The sequence below is a fragment of the Afipia dichlorophenoxyacetatis genome (genome assembly GCF_055386385.1).
The window spans coordinates 1,244,870-1,264,287 of the sequence record NZ_AP029250.1 but is presented as its reverse complement, the minus strand read 5'-3'; the positions used below and the strand labels follow the sequence as shown (position 1 = coordinate 1,264,287).

Here is a 19,418-nt window from a genome sequence, read left to right as displayed (position 1 = left end):
ACAGTTCACGCAATTTCTTTAGGCTGATCTATGCGGATTACGCACATTTCGCGTCATTGTCCGACTGGAACTTGCCGATACGACCCCGCTGCCCGGCATTCGAATTCATTCGATATGCCCATTTTCGTTTGCGTGCAGATCAAGCAGCCCAAGGGAAACCGTAATGTTTTCGAAGTTTTCAATTCGCACCAAGTTGATTGCCCTTGTTTCCGTTCTGCTGATTGCCCCGATTTCCTTAGGCGCTTTTGCCATCTACGAGATGCGGGCGATCAACGAGTCAGCCCAGGACATCCAGATGACCTGGCTGCCAAGCATTCGCCAGATCAGCGAACTGCGCATTCAAGCCTCGCGGTATCGGGCGATTTTGCGTGATCACATCCTGATCGCCGACGAGAAGAAGAAGGCAAGCATCAACAAAGCTCTCGACGACCGGGTCAAGGCTTACGATCTTGCCATCAGCAAGTACGAGCCGCTGATTTCCTCGCCAGAAGAACGGGCGCTTTTCAATGAGTTGGGCACTTTCTGGAAGGCTTACCGCGATGCCGCAAACGAGGTGATTGCCGCATCCGCTAAGGGAGATTTTGCCAAGGCTGTTGAGATCAACACCGACAAGGCGACGCCGCCGGGCCGCGCCATGGACGACGTCTTGTTCAAGCTGGTCGACCTGAACGAAAAGGGCGGCGCATTCTCCGGAGAAAAAGCAAAAAGTGATTACGCGCTTGCGTTCCGCATCGTGCTCGGTGTTCTCGCCGTCATCGTCGTGATCGGGCTGTGCGCGGCCGTTACCATCGTTCGCGATATCGCCCGCGGAATTAGCTCTGTTCTCCGGCCGATGCGAACCCTCGCCACTGGCGATCTGAATGTGGCAGTCCCCCACCAGGGAGAAGCCACCGAAATCGGTCAGATCGCCGATGCCGTGCAGGTCTTCAAGGACGCTCTGGTCGCGAAGTCCATAGCCGACGAGGTCGCGGCACACGAGGCCGGCGCCAAAATGCGCCGGGCCGAGACCGTAGACAGCGCCACCCGCAAATTCGAGTCCATGATCGGTGAGATGATCGCCTCGTTGTCATCGGCTTCGACGGAGATGGAAGCCACTGCCGGCACCCTGACCAATGCGGCCGACCTGACCCGACAGCTCTCCAATTCGGCCGCGGGCGCGTCGCAAAACGTCTCCGAGAACATCCAATCGACCGCAACCGCCAGCGAGGAACTCACCTCGTCGGTCAATGAAATCAGCCGGCAGGTACAGGAATCGAGCCGTGTAGGCAGACTGGCTGTTCAACAGGCTCAGAAGACGGATGCCAGCATTGGCGAGCTGTCGCAGGCCGCCACCCGCATTGGCGATGTGATCAAGCTCATCACGGCCATTGCCGAACAGACCAACCTGCTTGCGCTGAATGCCACCATCGAGGCCGCCCGTGCGGGCGAAGCCGGCCGCGGCTTCGCCGTGGTGGCTTCCGAGGTCAAGGCGCTCGCCTCTCAAACCGCCAAGGCAACCGACGACATCAGCACCCAGATTGCCGGCATGCAGGCCGCGACGATGGATTCGGTCGCGACTATCAAGGAAATCAGTTCCACTATCGATCTGATGTCCGAGATTTCCTCGACCATCGCGGCAGCCGTGGAGGAACAGGGAGCAGCGACCCAGGAAATCGCCCGCAACGTCCAGCAGGCCGCCGGGCTCAGCGCCCAGGTGGCTGCCAATATCGCGGATGTCGATCGCGGCAACAGCGAAACGGGCGCCGCTTCCGCTCAGGTCCTGAGCGCCGCCCAATCGCTCTCGAAAGAAAGCAACCACCTTCAGCTTGAGGTTCACAACTTCCTGGCCACCATCCGGGCCGCCTGATCTCCCGAACATCAGCTTCGCGTCAACGGCGGCCTCTGGCCGCCGTTTTCGTTAGGCGAACAACTCCATATTCGCTGAATGCAGAGCCGCCCCGCGCAGGCATCGCGCATAAACTGCGGCTGCCTGAGCCCAACACCAGCGTACCTTTACCAACCCTTCACCCAATGTGGCGAAAGTGGGATTTGCGAATTCCAGCCGTTGTGAAGCGATTGGCATTCGATTGGCATTGCTTCCGTTCGCCCACCCGCGGCCTTTTTCCAGGCGCCAGCACCTTGTCTCAACGGCTTAAGAAAGCCCAAGGATACACGTCATGTTTTCCAGGACTTCCATCCGCACAAAAATTACGGCCGTTATCGCATTCTTTCTGATCGTCATGACAGCCATGGGCTTGCTCGCGCTTCAAAAGATACGATCAATCAATGCAAACGCCGTCGACCTTCAGACGAACTGGCTTCCCGCTATCCAGGCTTTGGGCGATCTCCGCGCCGGCGTCATTACCTATCGCAATGTGATCCGCGAGCATATGCTGTCGGAAACGATCGATGAGAAGAAAGCGCAGGAAGCCCTGCTGGACAGCATCATTGCCAGCAATAATAAAATCCGCGCCATTTATGAGCCGACGATTGCTTCACCCGAGGAGCGCGCCTTGTATGAGGAGTGGGGCAAACAATGGGATCGCTACAAGACGGCCGCCAAGGAGATCATTACGATTTCCAACAGAGCCGACGCGACGTCGACCCATGAAGCTCACGAGTTGAACACAACCACGGTCAACCTGATCGGACTGAAGGCCGACGAAATCCTGAAGCAAGATATCGAATTGAACAAGAAGGGCGCCGAGCAGGCCGGAAAGGACGCGAACGACAGCTACGCGTTCGCCCTCAAATTGGTGATCGGCTCGCTGGCTCTCGCAGTCGTGGCGAGTCTCCTCATCGGCTTCTACCTCGTCCGTGACGTGTCGAACGGCATCAATTCGATCGTCGTCCCGATGAAAGCACTCGGCGAAGGCGACCTGACCGCCGAGGTCCCGCATCAGGGCGAAAAGACCGAAATCGGCACCATGGCGGACACGCTTCAGGTCTTCAAAGAGGCCCTCATCGCCAAGAAGGAGGCCGACGAAGCCGCCGCAGCCGATGCGGAAGCCAAGATCCAGCGCGGCCAGCGCGTGGACCGGATCACGAGCGATTTTGAGAAGCTGATCGGCGAGATGGTCGAGTCGCTCTCGTCCTCCTCTACCGAGCTCGAGGCTGCAGCCAATACCCTGACCATGACCGCGGAAAGCACCGGCAAGGTCTCCGGCTCTGCGGCGGCCGCGTCGCAGGAAGTTTCCGGCAACGTCCAGTCGGTCGCCACGGCCACCGAGGAAATCACCTCGTCGGTCGCCGAGATCGGCCGTCAGGTTCAGGAATCCAGCCGCATTGCCAATGAGGCCGTGCGTCAGGCACAGAAGACCGACACCAGCATCGCCGAACTCTCGCAGGCCGCAGCCCGCATCGGTGACGTGGTGAAGCTGATCACGGCCGTTGCCGAACAGACCAACCTGCTCGCGCTCAACGCCACCATCGAAGCTGCCCGCGCAGGCGAAGCCGGCCGTGGCTTTGCGGTCGTTGCCTCCGAAGTCAAGGCGCTGGCAGCTCAAACCGCGAAGGCCACCGACGAGATCAGTACCCAGATCGCCGGTATGCAATCGGCAACCCAGGAGTCGGTCGCGACGATCAAGGAAATCGGTACGACCATCAACATGATCTCCGAAATCTCCTCAAGCATCGCGGCCGCGGTGGAAGAACAAGGCGCTGCGACGCAGGAAATCGCCCGCAACGTGCAGTACGCGGCGCAACGCAGCGGCGAAGTCGCAAACAGCATTGCCGACGTCAGCCGCGGTGCCGGCGAAACCGGGGCCGCGTCCGGTCAGGTACTGTCTTCGGCGCAGATGCTGTCCAGCGACAGCAGCCGCCTCAAGACCGAAGTTGAGAAGTTCCTGACGACGGTTCGCGCCGCCTGATCGACGTTACCCCGTTAAAGAAAATCGGCGGCCGCGAGGCCGCCGATTTTATTTTTGAGGGTGTCTCAACCGCAGACATAAACGCGTTGCCAGCGCCAGCCATAACGTGTCGGGACCTGTTGCAGATCGTAACATCCGTAATCGTAGTTGTCGTAGTACCCGTAGTCGTCGTTGTAGTACGGCCAACCAAAGCCAAAGCCGACTGCGAACGGGGCGAAGCGCCGGAAGTGCCCGCGGTGGAAGCCGTGACGGAATCCCGCACCGCGAATGGCGGCAAAGCGCGCGCCTCCGGGCACAGTAGCGAAACGGGGACCACCAAAACCAGCCCCGCGCATCGCAGCAAAACTTCCACCACGGAAAGCCGGTGCTGCAGCGAAACCACCGCCGCGGAAACCGCCGCCCATCATGCCTCCGCCACGAAAGCCTCCGCCGAAGCCTCCACCGCGGAAGCCACCACCACCAAAGCCGCCACCGCCGTGGAAACCACCGCCGCCGCCGAAACCTCCGCCGTGGCCACCTCCGCCTCCGCCGCGCGCATAGGCGTCATTTGGCGAATACGCGGCAATTGCCGCAACCGCGGCAACTCCGATCATAAATGTTCTGAACATGGCTCACTCCCACAGAAGGTGTGCGCCCCCATGATTGATAACGTTGTGTGCAGAGATTTATTGCGTCTCGCGCAGCTAAAATTTTATTGAGAGGAAATTGATGCTGGCTGTAATCGTTTTGTAGCGCTCATCAGCCTGCGCGGCTAATCGGCGTTTCCGAATTGAGCGGTGTCGCATCGGACACGCAGGTGTTCCTGCCGCTGTCCTTCGCGCGATAAAGCGCGGCATCCGCCTCCCGAACCAGAAGAAGCGGTTTGGCAGCACTGGAACCCGGCATCGCTGTCGCCAATCCAATGCTAACCGTCACGACGCTGTGTTCGCTGCCGCCATGCCCCACCTGCAGGGCACGCACGCCGTCAAGAATGGAGGCGGCCACTTGCCTTGCCCCGCGACTGTCAGTGTTCGGCAACACCACTGCAAACTCCTCGCCGCCGTAGCGGGCCGCAAGATCGTCGGGCCGCCTGATGCACTCGCTGATAACGCCGGCGATAGCCCGCAGGACGCGATCACCGCCCTGATGTCCATAAGTGTCGTTGAACGACTTGAAATGATCGACGTCGATCATCAACAGCGACATCGGCCCACCGTCGCGCGCGGCTCGACTCCATTTACGCGCCAACCCGCGATCGAACCAGCGGCGATTTGAAAGTTTAGTGAGGCCATCCGTGCGGGCCAGCAACTCGGCGGCCTTCTCCGCTGCAGCACGGCGCCGAAGTTCGCTTTCGAGCATCCATACGAGAATGAGCACGCTGGTGGACATGATCGCGAATATGCCGGCCAGCACCGCCATCTTGGATCGCCAGGGCGCAAGAATCTGATCGGTGGAAAGTCCGACGACCACGATCAGTGGCAACCGACCAACTTTATGAAACGCGAAGTGGCGCGGAATTCCATCCATCGAATGGTCGCTGGCGAATGTTCCTTCTGGGCCATCCTTTAAATGAGCAAAGACTGGTGCAGCGCGCCAATCGGCTCCAACCTTGTGATCCGTGACGTACGCGCTGTGCGTCACCAGCGCGCCATCGGTCCTGAGCAGCACGATCGAATCATGCGGACCCATGGCGACCTTGTTGAAGATCCGCTCAAAATAGCTGAGCCGTATCGTGCCCGACACAATGCCGCCAAAACCGCCATCTGGCTTGTTGATGCGCCGGCTGACCGAGATGCTCCAAACATTATTCTGCAATCGCGCCATATATGGCTGGCTGACGTACATACCGATCGCAGCGGTCTTGTGAATATTGAAATACTCGCGATCAGCAAAATTTCCCCGCCGCGGAGGAAACCCATGAGAGTCGAGGAAAATATCTCCGTTTTCATCGAGAGCTGTGAGCGAACCCAGACCGGGCGCTGTAGCCGATCTGTCGAACAGGATTTTTTGCCGCAATGCCGGTTCCTGATAGAGAATATCGGGATCGTTCACGCCATCGAGAACCGACTGCAGCGACAGATCGTAAAGTTCGATGTCGCGTTCGATGGTCTGGCTGGCAAGCGCCGCGATGTTCATCGCCGCCTGCTCGTTCATCTCGATAGTTGCCCGGTAGAAATCATAACCGATCGCGGCAAAGAACGAGAGCAAGACCACGAGGCCGCATGCGGTCGCCGACCAGACAAAAGTCCGGCTGGAATGCATCAGCATTGACCGCAGGAATTCCAACTCTCCGCTCCCAAATCGACCAAAAACAGCGTGAATCTGCATTGATTTTGCTAATTGGGCGTCTACGGAGCCGCGCTGCGGTAATTTCCCGCAAGTCGCTGTTAATGGTTTGCTAAAATCCTCAACCAAGACGCGAATAAGTGGAACTGCGCGCAGGAAAGTTATATTTCGCCGAGAACATCGCGCCGATGCTTGTCGAACTCTTCGGCGTATCGCCGCAGCGTATGCGCTTCGGTGAGAATTCCAATCACCCTGCTCTGATGAGCTGAATCCACCACCGCAAGCGATTCCGCTTCAGCGGCATCGAACGCAGCAACAGCCTGCTTCACATTCATGTCCGGCGATAATGTCGCGTCACGATAGCGCAAGACCTCTTTCACGCTTGCTCCGGGCGTGTCTTTCAATCCGTGCGCCTCTGCAACAAAAATCACCCCCGCATAACTTCCCTTTGCATCGATGCCCACCACCTGTGTTTTAGATCCCAATGGAAATTTGATGATGAAATCGTTGATGGAGGTGTCCGCATCGACTGTCACCGCATCGGCTCGCATCATGGATTTCACGGTGAGATCCCTGATCCAGCCGACATCGGCAGCACTGCGAATAGTTTCGCCACGCAGGTGAAAACGCCAGGTCGCAAAGGAGTAGCCGAACAACTCGCGTGTGACCTGCATTGAAACAATCACCGCAATCAACACTGCCGTTGTCAGCCAGAAATTCCCCGTCGTCTCAAGTGCGATGAAGGACATGGTCAGCGGGCCGCCGATAATCGAAGCCGACAACGCGCTCATCCCGATAATAGCGTAGACGTTGGGATCGAAACTCAGGTGCGGAAACACGGCGGACAGGCCCGCGGCGAACAAGTGTCCTCCCAGCGATCCGAGCAGTAGCGACGCAAAGAACAACCCACCACGAAAGCCGGAACCAAGCGAAACAATGGAGGCGAAAGCCTTCAGCACAAAGATGATGGCGATTGTGGTGACGGGCAGCACGACCATGCTGTTGAGATGCAGTGCCCCATGGCCCGAAGCGAGCACCTGCGGGGTGATGAGCGCAAGAAGGCCGACGATGAAACCGCCAAATGCCGGACGCAGCGGTGACCACAGGCTGATTTTGGATAGCAGCGTATCGAATAACGCGACGCCACGCATGATGACGATGCCGGTCAGCGCCGCCAGCAATCCGAGAGCACTTGCGATGGCGAGATCCTGCCCCATGACTTCGCCGACCTGTCGGACCACGATCCCTAAGGACAGCGGAGCAAAGGCGTGCGTCACGGCATAGCCGGTGACCGCCGCAATCCCGATCGGGGCAAGGCTCGCGGGAGCATAACTGCCGAGCACAAGCTCGAAAGCATAAAAGGCGCCGGCAAGAGGCGCTCCGAACGCACCGGCAATCGCCGCGGCCGCGCCGCACCCGACCATCACGCGCTGGTCCACACGTCGCAGATGAAAGCCGCGGCCTACGGACGACGCTACACCGCTCGCAAGCTGCGTATAGCCCGCCTCTAGCCCGACCGAGCCGCCAACGCCGCTCGACCAGATGGTTTGCAGCGCCACGATGATGCTGCCGCGAAACGACATATAGCCGCCGTGCAACGCGTTCGCCTCGATCGGGTCGATCTCGCGCCCCGGACGCCATCGCAGCAGGATTAACAGAACCAATCCGAGGACAAGGCCGCCCAGGGCAGGCACGGCGATGGCACGCACCGGGTCAATCGAGATCTGACCGGATAATCGTGCGCCCATCGGAATGTTGAACAACACGACGTGGAGTAACTCCACCGCAGCGCTCATGGCGGCCACCAGCAGACCAGAGATCGCGCCGATCAACGCCGCAATCACGACCAGGCTGGATTCACGCGCCCTGACGAGCGCCCGCAGTCTTCGCGGAGCTTCGAGATAAAAGCCGGAGGGGACCATCGAGCTAGGTTTGAAACATGAGCAACCGTAGGATTTAAGGCGGCTTTTACGCCTCCCGACAGAGAATGCTACCCGTAAAATCACCTCAATCGCGGTTTGCAGACCCATCGGAGATCATAGGAGCCGTCACGCTCGTGTGAACCTTGTGTGACCATAGTCCTTTAGCGAAAACGGCCGGTGACAATGGCTCACCATAGCGAGCCGTAATCGGGAAATTTCTTCAGCACCGCATCGTACCGCGCCGGGACAATCCGCGGCAGGACCCGTTTGAGAACGGCGTTGGCAAGCCGTGACGTGTGCCGGACATACAGATCGATCGGATCGAGACGATGGCGCAAGCGAAGCTTCGGCTCATAGTTCAGCCCAGTGCTGCGAATGCAAGAAAAACGGTTCGAAACGGCCCAATTGAAGAGATCACGCGTCACGTAATGATAGAGATGCAAATCGAGCGCAACGCCATACTCCAACCCGACATATTCGTAAAAGAGCTGACCGCTCTCCACCATACACAGGGCAAAAGCAACCAGCACATTGTCGCGACGCCAAAAGAAGAAGCGTGTCTTGTCGCTCATCCGCGTCCCGAGCTGACGGAAGTAATCCTCAGTCAATTTCTCGAAGTGAAGTTTTGATCGCTCAAAAACCTGCAGATACAGCCGGTGTATCTCACCGACGGAGCTTCCGGCATCGTCGGTCACGCTCATGCTGATCTCGATGCCTTCCGTCGCCTTGAAATTCTTGCGCAACTGCCGGCGGGTCTGGCCACTTAGCTTACCGAGCGCGTACGCATCGAAATCGGGAAAACCACCAGTATCCATGATGGTCATCGGCATGCTGGGAACGCGGGTGAAGCCTTTTTCGAGCAAACAATTGAAAAGGTGACGATACTCCGCGGGAAATTCCTTCAGAACAATCATGCGAGCACGAATAGAGCGTGCGATCTGCACAATGCCATCGGACAGGATTTTTGCGATCAGTGCAGGCGGCAGGCCATCGCCCTCAGCAAGATGCCCTTCACCCGCGGAGCAGCCGACCATCATCGTGCGAAGCTTGAACAATCGCGGATAGTATCGCCGGATGAACGACACTGATCGCCATTCCGGGCCAAGTCCCTCCAGCAAATCCTGATCCAGAAGAAAGAACGGCTGTACCGTACGGATCGTCCCTGCAGCATCGACGATGGCGAGATAACCATATTCGAACTGGTCGCGCAGAGTGTCTTCGACAATCTCGTAGTAGCGATGGTCTTTCCTGGACGCCGCGAACGCAGACGTCCAAGCATCGCAATCTTTCAACTCGGCGCGCGTGACAATGCGTAAAGAAAAGGACGCGCTGATATCGCCTGAAATGGCTTGGGTCATGAAATATGATCCGAAACATTCGCGCCGTCGTTGGCGCTATGCTTTCAAAAACCATATTGATTCCGCAGGTTTTGTTCAGTGACCAATCACAAATGATGACGGTGCCCGATAATCCCCTTGAGAAGTATCGTAGACCCCATCAATTCGACCCGCCGCTCGTCTCCTCGGGCAAACCGTAAACCCGTTCGTCGGCAGAAAACCCCGCCACGGAAAACAGTCCGAGATCTGTCCACTCCCCCTCCGTGTGGCGGACGAAATCCGTGGACGCCAGAACCGTGCGATTGAGCCGACTGGTGATTTTTTCAATCCGGGCAGCCAGATTCACGGCCGGCCCGATGCAGGTGAAATCGAGACGATCACCGCCGCCGATATTGCCGTACAGCACCTTGCCCGTATGCAAGGCCAGCCCGAAACGGAAACTATCAAGGATTTCCGAACCGGTTTCGTAACGCATGGCTTCGACATTGGCCCGGCATTCGCGCGCGGCCTCAAGGACCCGGCTGCAGACGGTCGCCGCGTCCCCCTCGTTCTCTGCGATGGGAAAGATCGCCAGCAACCCGTCGCCCATGAATTTGAGGACTTCGCCGCCGCGCTTCAGGATCGGAGCAACCTGGCAGTCAAAATAAGTGTTCAGCACATTCACAACCGTCTCAGGTGACAGGCGGTCCGACAGCGGGGTGAAGCCGCGTAGATCTGAGAGCCAGATAGCGGCATGCATGGCTTCCGTATGACCCCGGCGAATTTGTCCGGCCAGAATACGCGCGCCCGCCCGCGGGCCCACATAGTTGTCGAGCAGTCCCGCAGCGGTCCGGCGCAACAGCCAGATTTCGATCATGCGCGTCAACGGCGGCAGGAGTGATCGCATACCGTCGATATGCGCATCGCTGAAACCGTCAGGATCCTTGGTCAGCCAGCTCGACGCATGGACTTCGCCGTCGGACATATGGAGCGGAAGAGCGATGTAATCCGTCGCACCGGAGGCGCGCATTTCAGCCAGGAACGGCGAGTTGCCAACGTTGGAGTTCAACAGCCGGCGCCGCACCTCCAGCCCCTGCTCGAACACGACCGACAGCGGGCTCGACAGATAATCGTCCGACTCCTCGGAACCGTAGGCCATGCTTCCCATGCTGACGCCGGATTCCTGACGCCAGATGAAACTGCGGCCGATCATGTTGGGATGAAGCGTGCTGACGAACACGCCGACCCGCGAGAGTGGAACGCCGCAATCGACCATCCGCTCGCAGGTTTGCGCCATGAAATCATCAACACGTGACGCCGAGCGCGCGCCATCGATCAACCAGTCCGCAACGCTTTGAAGTTCACCGGTCACCATGCGCCAGTTTTGCTTTACCTGGCGAGCCGGGGTCAAGCCTAGTTACTAGCCTCCGACCTGGCCGCGATGACGCAGGAAGTGATCGGCGATCACGCAGGCCATCATGGCTTCACCAACGGGAACTGCACGAATTCCGACACACGGATCGTGACGCCCCTTTGTCATGATGTCGGTATCCGCACCGGATCGATCGATGGTGCGGCGTGGCGTCAGGATCGACGATGTCGGCTTCACCGCGAAGCGCGCCACCACCGCCTGACCGGTGGAGATGCCACCGAGAATACCGCCGGCATGGTTGGACAGAAATACCGGGCCGTCGTTGCCCATGCGCATTTCGTCCGCGTTGTCCTCCCCGTGCAGTTCGGCGGCGCCGAAGCCTGCGCCAATCTCCACGCCTTTGACAGCATTGATGCTCATCAGAGCGCTCGCGAGATCGCTGTCGAGTTTGCCGTAGATCGGCGCGCCGAGCCCCGCCGGAACACCTTCGGCGACCACTTCAATCACCGCGCCGATGGACGAACCACTCTTGCGGATATCGTCGAGATATTCGGCGAAGAATTCCGCTTTCGCCCTGTCCGGACAGAAGAAGGGATTGCGATCGACCTCCTCCCAGTCCCAGTTGGCGCGATCGACTTTGTGCGGGCCCATCTGGACCAGCGCACCGCGCACATTCAGACCAGGCATGATCTTGCGTGCGATGGCGCCGGCCGCAACACGCGTCGCGGTCTCGCGTGCGCTCGAACGCCCGCCGCCGCGATAGTCGCGCAGGCCGTACTTCGCCTCATAGGTGAAGTCGGCGTGGCCAGGACGAAACTTGTCCTTGATCTCGGAATAGTCCTTCGAGCGCTGGTCGGTGTTCTCGATCAAGAGCGCGATCGGGGTGCCGGTGGTGACCTGACCGTTCTCCGTGTCCATCACGCCGGACAGGATTTTCACCTGATCGGCTTCCTGCCGCTGGGTGGTGAACCGCGACTGGCCAGGACGGCGGCGATCGAGGTCCCGCTGGATCTCTTCAACCGTTAAGGGAATGCGCGGCGGGCAACCATCAACAACGCAGCCGATCGCCACCCCATGGCTTTCGCCGAAGGTCGTGACGCGAAACAGGTGGCCGAACGTATTGAAAGACATAGGAAATTACCCGACCTCGGTGAAACCGCTAAACGCGATTTTGATGCGATGTCGTAACGCGCGGGGTCGGGAGCGTCAAATACGCTTAAAGTGCCACTTTAACGAAGCGTTAACTATGTTTCGTCACCTGGCCGTCGCGGAACACGTACACCACGCCTTGCTCCACCAGCATATCAACAGCGCTCACGGGTGTATGGACATCGAGCGCGACCAGCAACGCGCGCATCGTCCCGCCATGGGAGACCGTCACCGTGTCCTGCAACAGGGAATCATACCAGTCGCGCACACGGATGGTGACGGAAGCATAGCTCTCGCCGCCCGGCGGCGGCACGCCCCATTTGTCGGCCTGCCGTTCAGCAAAAAGCTCGGGGTGTGAGACCTCCATCTGCGCCAGGGTCGATCCCTCCCAGTGCCCGTAACCGATTTCACGCAGGCGATCGTCGAGTTCGTAGCCGTGCGGCGCGACGCCGAGCGCACCGCGCAGCAATTCCATCGTGTTGCGCGCGCGGCCGAGCGGAGAGGACACGAACGGCATCTTCGCGGGATCATGTGAATCATTGACGAGGATGTCAGTCAGCAGCTCGCCGGAGCGAACCGCCTGACCCTTGCCGATGTCGTTCAGCGGGATGTCCTGCGAACCCTGGAAACGGCCAGCGGCGTTCCATTCGGTCTGGCCGTGGCGGACGAAATAAACGGTAGGCATGCGTGGAGACTATTCTTTCGACAGCGAGATATCCGGCGCATCGGGACGCTTCATGCCCGCGATGTGGTAACCGGAATCGACGTGATGCACTTCACCGGTCACGCCGCGCGACAGGTCGGACAACAGATACATCGCGCTGTCGCCAACTTCTTCCTGCGTCACGTTCCGGCGCAAGGGCGCGTTGTATTCGTTCCACTTCAGGATGTAGCGGAAATCGCCGATGCCTGATGCGGCGAGGGTCTTGATCGGTCCCGCCGAAATTGCATTGACGCGGATATTCTTCTCGCCGAGGTCTGCCGCGAGATAACGAACGCTGGCTTCGAGCGCGGCCTTGGCGACACCCATCACGTTGTAATGCGGCATCCACTTTTCAGCGCCGTAGTAAGACAGCGTCAGGATCGAGCCGCCATCGGTCATCAAGTGTTCGGCGCGCTGCGCGATCGCGGTCAGCGAGTAGCACGAGATTAGCATCGACTTGGAGAAGTTATCCGCCGTGGTCTCGATGTAACGGCCGTCGAGCTGATCCTTGTCGGCGAAGGCAATGGCGTGGACAACGAAATCGATCTTGCCCCACTGCTTCTTCACCTCGTCGAACACCGCATCGATGGTCGAGAAGTCGGTGACGTCGCAATGGCCGAGCGTGATGGCGCCGAGTTCCTTGGCCAGTGGCTCCACGCGCTTTTTCAGCGCATCGCCCTGCCAGGTGAAAGCGAGTTCCGCTCCCTGATCGCGGCAGGATTTCGCAATTCCGTAGGCAATCGACCGGTTGTTGGCGACCCCCAGGATCACACCGCGCTTGCCGCGCATCAGGCCCATATTTTCAGCCATTTAGCTCATGTCCATTGCCGGAGAAACGTGCGTCCCTCATGACATAGCCGCAATGGCCGTTCAAGCGAGTGCGCTGGATTTGACGTTCGTATCAGTATCGCAGCGAGTCCTCATTACGAACGCCAAATCCAAAAGCGCACTAGTTTCATCAAGTTGCTAGTGTCCCTTTTGGTTCTAACGTTCGCAAACGAGAGCGCTGCAAAGTAATGCGAACGTTAGAACCGGGACACTAGACAAGGGTTGGTGATCGCTAACCTTATCCACGCGAAATCGCGGAATAGTGCCGTCTTTTCGGTGTTTTAACTGTAGAACGGGGCGGAAGTGCCGGCCCGCACAGAGCCCCTGATGAACCACGATTTCCGCCACAACGTCGAAACCCTGATTCCGGCCTTGCGGCGCTATGCGCGAGCGCTAACGCGCGACACCGATCTTGCTGACGATCTGGTGCAGGATACGTTGGTTCGCGCATTGCGCTCGGAGAAACTGTTCATCGGCGGAGACCTGCGGGCCTGGTTGTATACGATTTTGACCAATCTCAATCGGAACCGCCGCCGTTCGCTGGCCCGGCAACCGACGATGACGGAACTGTACGACACCACGGCGGACGCCAGCGGCACGGAAGCCGAAGGTCGGGATATTTCCCGAGCGCTGGCAACGCTTCCAGAGGATCAGCGCGCCGTGCTGCTGCTCGTGGTGCTGGAAGGTTTGAGCTACCGCGATGTCGCGGACATCCAGGGCGTGCCGATCGGCACCGTGATGTCGCGTCTCGCCCGAGCAAGAGCACACGTCAAGGCAAGTCTGGAAGGCGAGCGTCCGGCGTTGCGGCGTGTTAAATGAAATCGGATTGAAGACGGAAAAGATATTCTGATGATTGAGAGCAACATTCCCGTCACCGAAGACGAACTCCACGCTTATGTGGATAATGAATTGCCGGGGGAGCGCCTCGGCGCCGTCGAAGCGTGGCTGGCGACCCATCCTGACGATGCAGCGCGGGTCGCATCATGGCGTTCGATGAGAGATGCGCTGCAGATCAAATATGGCGCGGTTGCCGATGAGCCCGTGCCGCCTCGCTTGTCCCTCGACGCACTGGCACGGCCACCTCGGCGCTGGATGATGGGCGCCATCGCCGCAACGCTTGTGGCGTTTGTTGCCGGCGGCAGCGTCGGCTGGATCGCGCACGGCGCCAAGGCAAAGCAATCCATGTTCGCGAATTTCACCGGCGATGCGCTCGATGCCCACAAACTCTATGTGGTCGAGGTTCGGCATCCTGTGGAAGTGGCGGGCAATGAACGGGCACATCTGCAGCAATGGTTGTCCAAGCGCTGCGGATATGAAGTTCGTGCGCCTGAACTCGACGCGAGCGGATTGAAGCTGGTCGGCGGACGGCTGTTGCCCGGCCCCACCGGGCCTGCAGCGTTCCTGATGTATGAGAACGCATCGGGCGAGCGCTTTACGATTTTCGCCTCGCGTGCGTCCACTGAAGCGACACAGATGCGTTACGCGGCGAATGACGCTAACGGCGCCATGTTCTGGGCCGACCGTGGCGTCGGCTACGTGGTATCGGGACCAACCGATCGTGACCGGCTGCAGCACGTGGCGCGATTGGTCTACGACCAGTACGAAAAGGCAGGATTGTAAGTTTCCTCGCGTCCTACCGAACGAAAGCAGGCGTCACGATTTCTGCAACGCGATCGTGACGCCGCTCAATGTCAGCACCATAGCAATCATCTCCCGCGCACCCAGCGGTTCACCGAGCACAACTGCCGCCGACACCACGCCGATCACTGGCGCCAGCAGCATTCCCGTCGATGCGGATGCCGGCGGAAGACGCCGCAAGGTTTCGAACCAAGTCAGGTAGCACACGCCCATCGGGATCAGCGTCATGTAGATCATGACCGTCCAGCCGGTTGGGGACAGCCTGTGAAAATCAGGCCTCTCAAACACCAGCCCGAGCACAAGCATCACGAAACATCCCAGGCCGACCTGCCAGGCGACAAGCGCGGTCGGTGACAGCGGGATCTGCGATCGGTTCAACACATTTCCGAGTGCAAACAGAATGGCCGCCGTCAGCGCGAGAAAAATCCCCACCAGCTTGTCGTGGCTAAACGCAAAGCCCTGACCGCCGAACAGGACCACAAGTCCTGCGAGCCCAAGGAACAGGGCAATCAGGTCGCGCGGCATTGGACGCATTCCGCGGATCGGCCACGCGAACAACGTCGCCCAGATCGGCATGGTGTAGACCAGCAGCGCGCCTTCGCTAACGCTGACCCACTTCATCGCGATGGTGGTGAAGCCCATCCACGCGAACACATTAGTGAACGTTGCAAACAACAGCCGGGGCACCGCTTCGCGCGGCACGCTTAGTCGTTCGCCGCGCGCGAGCACAATGCCGGCAAGAATAAGTGCAGCGGTCACACCGGCGAGCCCCCGCGCGAACAATGGCGGCCACTCGCGCAGCAACAGCTTGATGCCGGGCCAGTTAAGCCCCCATCCCAGCGCAGTGACACCCAAGCAGGTAAAGCCGATCCATCTAGATCTCTTATCCATCGAATGTTGCGGCCTTGAATCCTGCTGGTGTGGTGGGTCAGAAGTTCGCTCCATTACGGAGCGCGCTACACGATCAGGCGAACTTTGGATTCGGGAGATTAGTCGCGATGCGCCGCTTATAACTTCGGCCGCTTTTGGTCACCACCGCGACTGCTTCATGCTGGGCATGCAGCCGCGGGCCAAATCCACAGTCGTTGTGCGACGGGACGATTTGATTTTAGCGGAAGTACGGCGACAACTGGATATGCAGCTGCACAGCTTTAATAAAATGTCGCCTCCACTTTCGCGGAGGCGACATCGTATTCGAATTAATGACAGCGTTATTCGAGATCGGAGCGCGGATTATAGGGATGATCGGTGCGCCACTTTTCCATCAGCGCCTCGAGCTCCGCGTCATTGCCATCGGGCAATGCGATGCGCGTGGTGACGAGCAAATCGCCCGGCTCTCCCTTGTTGGGAAGTCCTTTGCCCTTCAGGCGGAAGGTGCGGCCGCTCGACGTATTCTTCGGGATCGACAACTGCACCGCGCCATCGAGCGTCGGCACACGCACCTTGGCGCCGAGCACGGCTTCATACAACGTGATCGACAAATCAAGCCGCAGGTTGGCACCATCGACCTTGAAATACGGATGCGGTGCGACGTTCACCGTGATCAGCACGTCGCCGGGACGATGGCCCGGGGCTTCCTGCCCCTGCCCCTTCAGCCGGATCTGCTGGCCGGATTCGACGCCCGCCGGAATCTTGACGTTCAATTCCTTGCCGGTCGGCAGCCGCACGCGGCGCGTCGCGCCTTGTATAGCCTCCTCCAGCGCGACATTCATGGTGACGTTCAGATCAAGATCGGCCGCAAACGGCGTTTCATACTCAAACGTATCGGCACCGCCACGTCCGCCGCGCGCACCCGCGGCACCAGCCTGACCACCAAACATGCTCTTGAGAATATCCTCGAAACCACCACCGCCACCGAAGCCGGCGCCGCCTGGCCCCGCTCCCGCTCCGCCTTGGCGGAACGTATACTCAAATCCGCCCGGCCCGGCACGACGCGCTCCGCCGCCGCCTGGAAAGCCGCCGCCTTCAAAGCCTTGAAATTTCGGTTTGCCCTCGGCGTCGATTTCGCCGCGATCGAACTGCTTGCGCTTGGCCTCGTCGCCGAGGATCTCATTCGCCATGTTCAGTTCGGAGAAGCGATCGGCCGCTTTCGGGTCGTCCTTGTTGGCATCGGGATGGTGCTTCTTGGCGAGCTTGCGATAAGCACTCTTGATCGCCGCGGCGTTGGCACCCCGCTGCACCCCCAGGACCTCATAGGGGTCGCGCATTCGTTGAATCTCCTTGGAATTCAAATCTGGCCGGTAGGCCTTTATCCAGTAGTTGGGGTTTATTTGGGGTTTTCGTCACATTTCCGCAACGGGTCTACCTGTCGCGGCGGTTTCCAATCGCTTAACTCCGCTTCCAGGGCTTCATGTTGCGAATTTCCCAAGCCTGTCCCTTGCTATCCTGACAGGCTTCGCCCTGCAGCCAGCCTTCATTGCTGCCGCGCACGTAACTGGCGAGAAAGTCACGGCAAGTCCGCCCCTCGTTGGTATAGGTCGACGCCAGAGGGGTGACCGAACCCCGCGCACCGGTTTCAGGATTTTCCCACGGCTGGCTGGCGTTTTTGCCGCCGCGCGTCAGGATGTCGGACGCAGCGTTGCGGGCGAGCGCCAGATCCGCATCGGTCAGATCCGTGTCGTCCTTCACCCGCACAACCGGACCGATCGATCCCGTGACGTCGGAGAGATCTTCCTTCTTGTCGTTCTTGGCGAACATGTTGCCCAGCCGGAAGCTGCATCCCCCTGTGGACACACCAATGATCACAAAGGCGGCGGCGAGCAAAAGCTTGCGGATCGGCGATAGGCCGCGAGCGCCGCGTACCCTATATAAGGAACGAACGCACAACAAAGGCTCGGCGCTGAGTGGCGCGGCGGGACGCAAACCGGTACTCCAAACATGAACGGTCCAGACACCATCAAAAGCCCAAGTGAGTTAATTTCCGGTGATTTCACCGCCGCGGAGGAACCTTTTGGGCTTTTTGCTGAGTGGTTCGCCGAAGCGGTCAAATCCGAGCCGAACGATCCCAATGCGATGGCACTTGCCACCGTCGATGCCGACGGACTGCCGGACGTGCGGATGGTGCTGCTGAAGGGCTATGACGCTGATGGCTTCGTGTTCTACAGCCACGTCGCCAGTGCCAAAGGCCGCGAACTCGCGACTAACCCCAAGGCCGCGCTCCTCTTTCACTGGAAATCCCTGCGCCGTCAGGTCCGCATCCGCGGCAAGGTCGAAACCGTGACCGCTGCCGAGGCAGACGCTTATTTCGCCACTCGCCCCAAACAGGCGCAGATCGGCGCCTGGGCCAGCAAGCAGAGCCAGCCGCTGGAAAGCCGGATGGCGTTTGAGAAGGCGATTGCGCTCAACGCCGCGAAATATGCCATCGGCGAAGTCCCTCGCCCACCCGGCTGGAGCGGCTGGCGCATCATCCCGCAGGCATTCGAGTTTTGGCACGATCGCCCATTCCGTTTGCACGACCGCATCGAATTTCGCCGCGCGTCCCCGAGCGCTGCATGGGATAAGGTGCGGCTCTATCCGTGATCAACAGCCTGTAAACGCGACAGCCCGCAGCAGAGACCCTTTCCCATGCCAAACCCCACGCCAGCCGATTCCAATGCGCCGAAGCGGACGCTGCTTTTGACCGGCGCGAGCCGCGGCATCGGCCATGCCACCGTGATCCGGTTCTCCAGCGCCGGTTGGCGCGTGATCACCTGTTCGCGCCATCCGTTTCCCGAGCAGTGCCCGTGGGATGCTGGTCCTGAAGATCACATCCAGGTGGACTTGGCCGATCACAAGGATACCGCACGCGCGATCGACGAAATCCGCGAACGGCTCAATGGCGGCCACCTGCACGCCCTCGTCAACAATGCGGCGATTTCGCCCAAAGGCGTCGGCGGCACGCGCATGGGCTCCGTGGACACAGATGTCGATGTCTGGAGCCATGTGTTTCGCGTCAACTTTTTCGCACCGATCATGCTCGCGCGAGGATTGATCGAAGAGTTGAAGGCCGTGAAGGGGTCGGTAGTGAACGTGACGTCGATCGCAGGGTCACGCGTGCATCCATTTGCAGGCGCTGCTTATGCAACGTCGAAGGCTGCGCTCGCCGCACTGACCCGTGAAATGGCTTCAGATTTCGGCCGCGTCGGTGTTCGCGTCAACGCCATTGCCCCGGGCGAAATCGACACGTCGATCCTGTCCCCCGGCACTGACAAGATCGTCGATAGCCAAATCCCGATGCACCGGCTCGGCACGCCCGACGAGGTCGCCAAGATCATCTACGTGCTGTGCACAGAGACATCGTCCTACGTGAACGGCGCCGAGATTCACATCAACGGCGGACAACACGTCTGACGATCGACGATCGATCGGCCATTGGCCGACCGATCGACTGGTTTGCCG

At 59.5% G+C, this 19,418-nt stretch carries 17 protein-coding genes; 6 read left to right on the top strand and 11 right to left on the bottom strand.

The features are described 5' to 3' along the window. The first annotated feature begins 163 nt into the window (after positions 1 to 163). Positions 164 to 1,846 carry a methyl-accepting chemotaxis protein gene (locus tag ACZ5C3_RS05855; RefSeq protein WP_464035991.1) on the top strand — a complete coding sequence of 561 codons (1,683 nt, stop codon included), beginning with the start codon at positions 164 to 166 and terminating at the stop codon, positions 1,844 to 1,846. A gap of 310 nt (positions 1,847 to 2,156) precedes the next feature. Continuing rightward, positions 2,157 to 3,848, top strand: coding sequence for a methyl-accepting chemotaxis protein (locus tag ACZ5C3_RS05850; protein ID WP_464035989.1), 1,692 nt, complete (start codon positions 2,157 to 2,159; stop codon positions 3,846 to 3,848). Between the two features lie 65 nt (positions 3,849 to 3,913). Here ACZ5C3_RS05850 and ACZ5C3_RS05845 read toward each other — a convergent pair whose 3' ends face one another. The 8 genes from ACZ5C3_RS05845 to fabI all read right to left on the bottom strand — a co-directional run bounded on the left by ACZ5C3_RS05845 (position 3,914) and on the right by fabI (position 13,385). Continuing rightward, positions 3,914 to 4,456 (bottom strand): hypothetical protein, encoded by a 543-nt coding sequence (locus tag ACZ5C3_RS05845; RefSeq protein ID WP_464035987.1) that lies wholly within the window; start codon positions 4,454 to 4,456, stop codon positions 3,914 to 3,916. Between the two features lie 130 nt (positions 4,457 to 4,586). Further along, positions 4,587 to 6,095 (bottom strand): sensor domain-containing diguanylate cyclase, encoded by a 1,509-nt coding sequence (locus tag ACZ5C3_RS05840; protein WP_464035986.1) that lies wholly within the window; start codon positions 6,093 to 6,095, stop codon positions 4,587 to 4,589. Positions 6,096 to 6,274: 179 nt separating this feature from the next. After that, a complete protein-coding gene (locus ACZ5C3_RS05835; protein ID WP_464035984.1) occupies positions 6,275 to 8,035 on the bottom strand; it encodes a chloride channel protein in 1,761 nt (586 codons plus the stop codon). A gap of 188 nt (positions 8,036 to 8,223) precedes the next feature. Next, the gene (locus tag ACZ5C3_RS05830; protein ID WP_464035982.1) at positions 8,224 to 9,393 is read right to left on the bottom strand and encodes a GNAT family N-acetyltransferase; all 1,170 of its coding nucleotides are present in this window, start codon (positions 9,391 to 9,393) and stop codon (positions 8,224 to 8,226) included. Positions 9,394 to 9,532: 139 nt separating this feature from the next. Further along, positions 9,533 to 10,726: an adenylate/guanylate cyclase domain-containing protein gene (locus ACZ5C3_RS05825; protein ID WP_464038266.1), complete on the bottom strand. Its 1,194-nt coding sequence runs from the start codon at positions 10,724 to 10,726 to the stop codon at positions 9,533 to 9,535. A gap of 45 nt (positions 10,727 to 10,771) precedes the next feature. Then, positions 10,772 to 11,854, bottom strand: a complete 1,083-nt coding sequence (gene aroC, locus ACZ5C3_RS05820) for a chorismate synthase (RefSeq protein WP_464035981.1) — start codon at positions 11,852 to 11,854, stop codon at positions 10,772 to 10,774. 109 nt (positions 11,855 to 11,963) lie between these two features. Beyond that, positions 11,964 to 12,557 (bottom strand): histidine phosphatase family protein, encoded by a 594-nt coding sequence (locus tag ACZ5C3_RS05815; RefSeq protein WP_464035979.1) that lies wholly within the window; start codon positions 12,555 to 12,557, stop codon positions 11,964 to 11,966. 9 nt (positions 12,558 to 12,566) lie between these two features. Beyond that, positions 12,567 to 13,385, bottom strand: coding sequence for an enoyl-ACP reductase FabI (fabI, locus tag ACZ5C3_RS05810; protein WP_464035977.1), 819 nt, complete (start codon positions 13,383 to 13,385; stop codon positions 12,567 to 12,569). A gap of 345 nt (positions 13,386 to 13,730) precedes the next feature. Here fabI and ACZ5C3_RS05805 point away from each other — a divergent pair, with 345 nt between their 5' ends. Both ACZ5C3_RS05805 and ACZ5C3_RS05800 read left to right on the top strand, forming a co-directional pair. Then, positions 13,731 to 14,222 carry a sigma-70 family RNA polymerase sigma factor gene (locus tag ACZ5C3_RS05805; RefSeq protein WP_464035975.1) on the top strand — a complete coding sequence of 164 codons (492 nt, stop codon included), beginning with the start codon at positions 13,731 to 13,733 and terminating at the stop codon, positions 14,220 to 14,222. A gap of 30 nt (positions 14,223 to 14,252) precedes the next feature. After that, on the top strand, positions 14,253 to 15,023 hold the full coding sequence (locus ACZ5C3_RS05800) for an anti-sigma factor family protein (protein ID WP_464035973.1): 771 nt from the start codon (positions 14,253 to 14,255) through the stop codon (positions 15,021 to 15,023). A 33-nt stretch (positions 15,024 to 15,056) separates the two neighbouring features. On the opposite strand, the gene ACZ5C3_RS05795 is transcribed toward ACZ5C3_RS05800, so the two are convergent. The 3 genes from ACZ5C3_RS05795 to ACZ5C3_RS05785 all read right to left on the bottom strand — a co-directional run bounded on the left by ACZ5C3_RS05795 (position 15,057) and on the right by ACZ5C3_RS05785 (position 17,738). Next, positions 15,057 to 15,932, bottom strand: a complete 876-nt coding sequence (locus ACZ5C3_RS05795; RefSeq protein ID WP_464035971.1) for a DMT family transporter — start codon at positions 15,930 to 15,932, stop codon at positions 15,057 to 15,059. A gap of 320 nt (positions 15,933 to 16,252) precedes the next feature. After that, positions 16,253 to 17,248, bottom strand: a complete 996-nt coding sequence (locus ACZ5C3_RS05790; RefSeq protein ID WP_464035969.1) for a DnaJ C-terminal domain-containing protein — start codon at positions 17,246 to 17,248, stop codon at positions 16,253 to 16,255. Between the two features lie 121 nt (positions 17,249 to 17,369). Beyond that, positions 17,370 to 17,738, bottom strand: coding sequence for an RT0821/Lpp0805 family surface protein (locus ACZ5C3_RS05785; protein WP_464035967.1), 369 nt, complete (start codon positions 17,736 to 17,738; stop codon positions 17,370 to 17,372). A 180-nt stretch (positions 17,739 to 17,918) separates the two neighbouring features. Between ACZ5C3_RS05785 and pdxH the strand changes: the two genes are divergently transcribed. Both pdxH and ACZ5C3_RS05775 read left to right on the top strand, forming a co-directional pair. Then, positions 17,919 to 18,560 carry a pyridoxamine 5'-phosphate oxidase gene (gene pdxH, locus ACZ5C3_RS05780; RefSeq protein ID WP_464035966.1) on the top strand — a complete coding sequence of 214 codons (642 nt, stop codon included), beginning with the start codon at positions 17,919 to 17,921 and terminating at the stop codon, positions 18,558 to 18,560. A gap of 45 nt (positions 18,561 to 18,605) precedes the next feature. Next, positions 18,606 to 19,370 carry an SDR family NAD(P)-dependent oxidoreductase gene (locus tag ACZ5C3_RS05775; protein ID WP_464035964.1) on the top strand — a complete coding sequence of 255 codons (765 nt, stop codon included), beginning with the start codon at positions 18,606 to 18,608 and terminating at the stop codon, positions 19,368 to 19,370. Positions 19,371 to 19,418 lie beyond the last annotated feature (48 nt).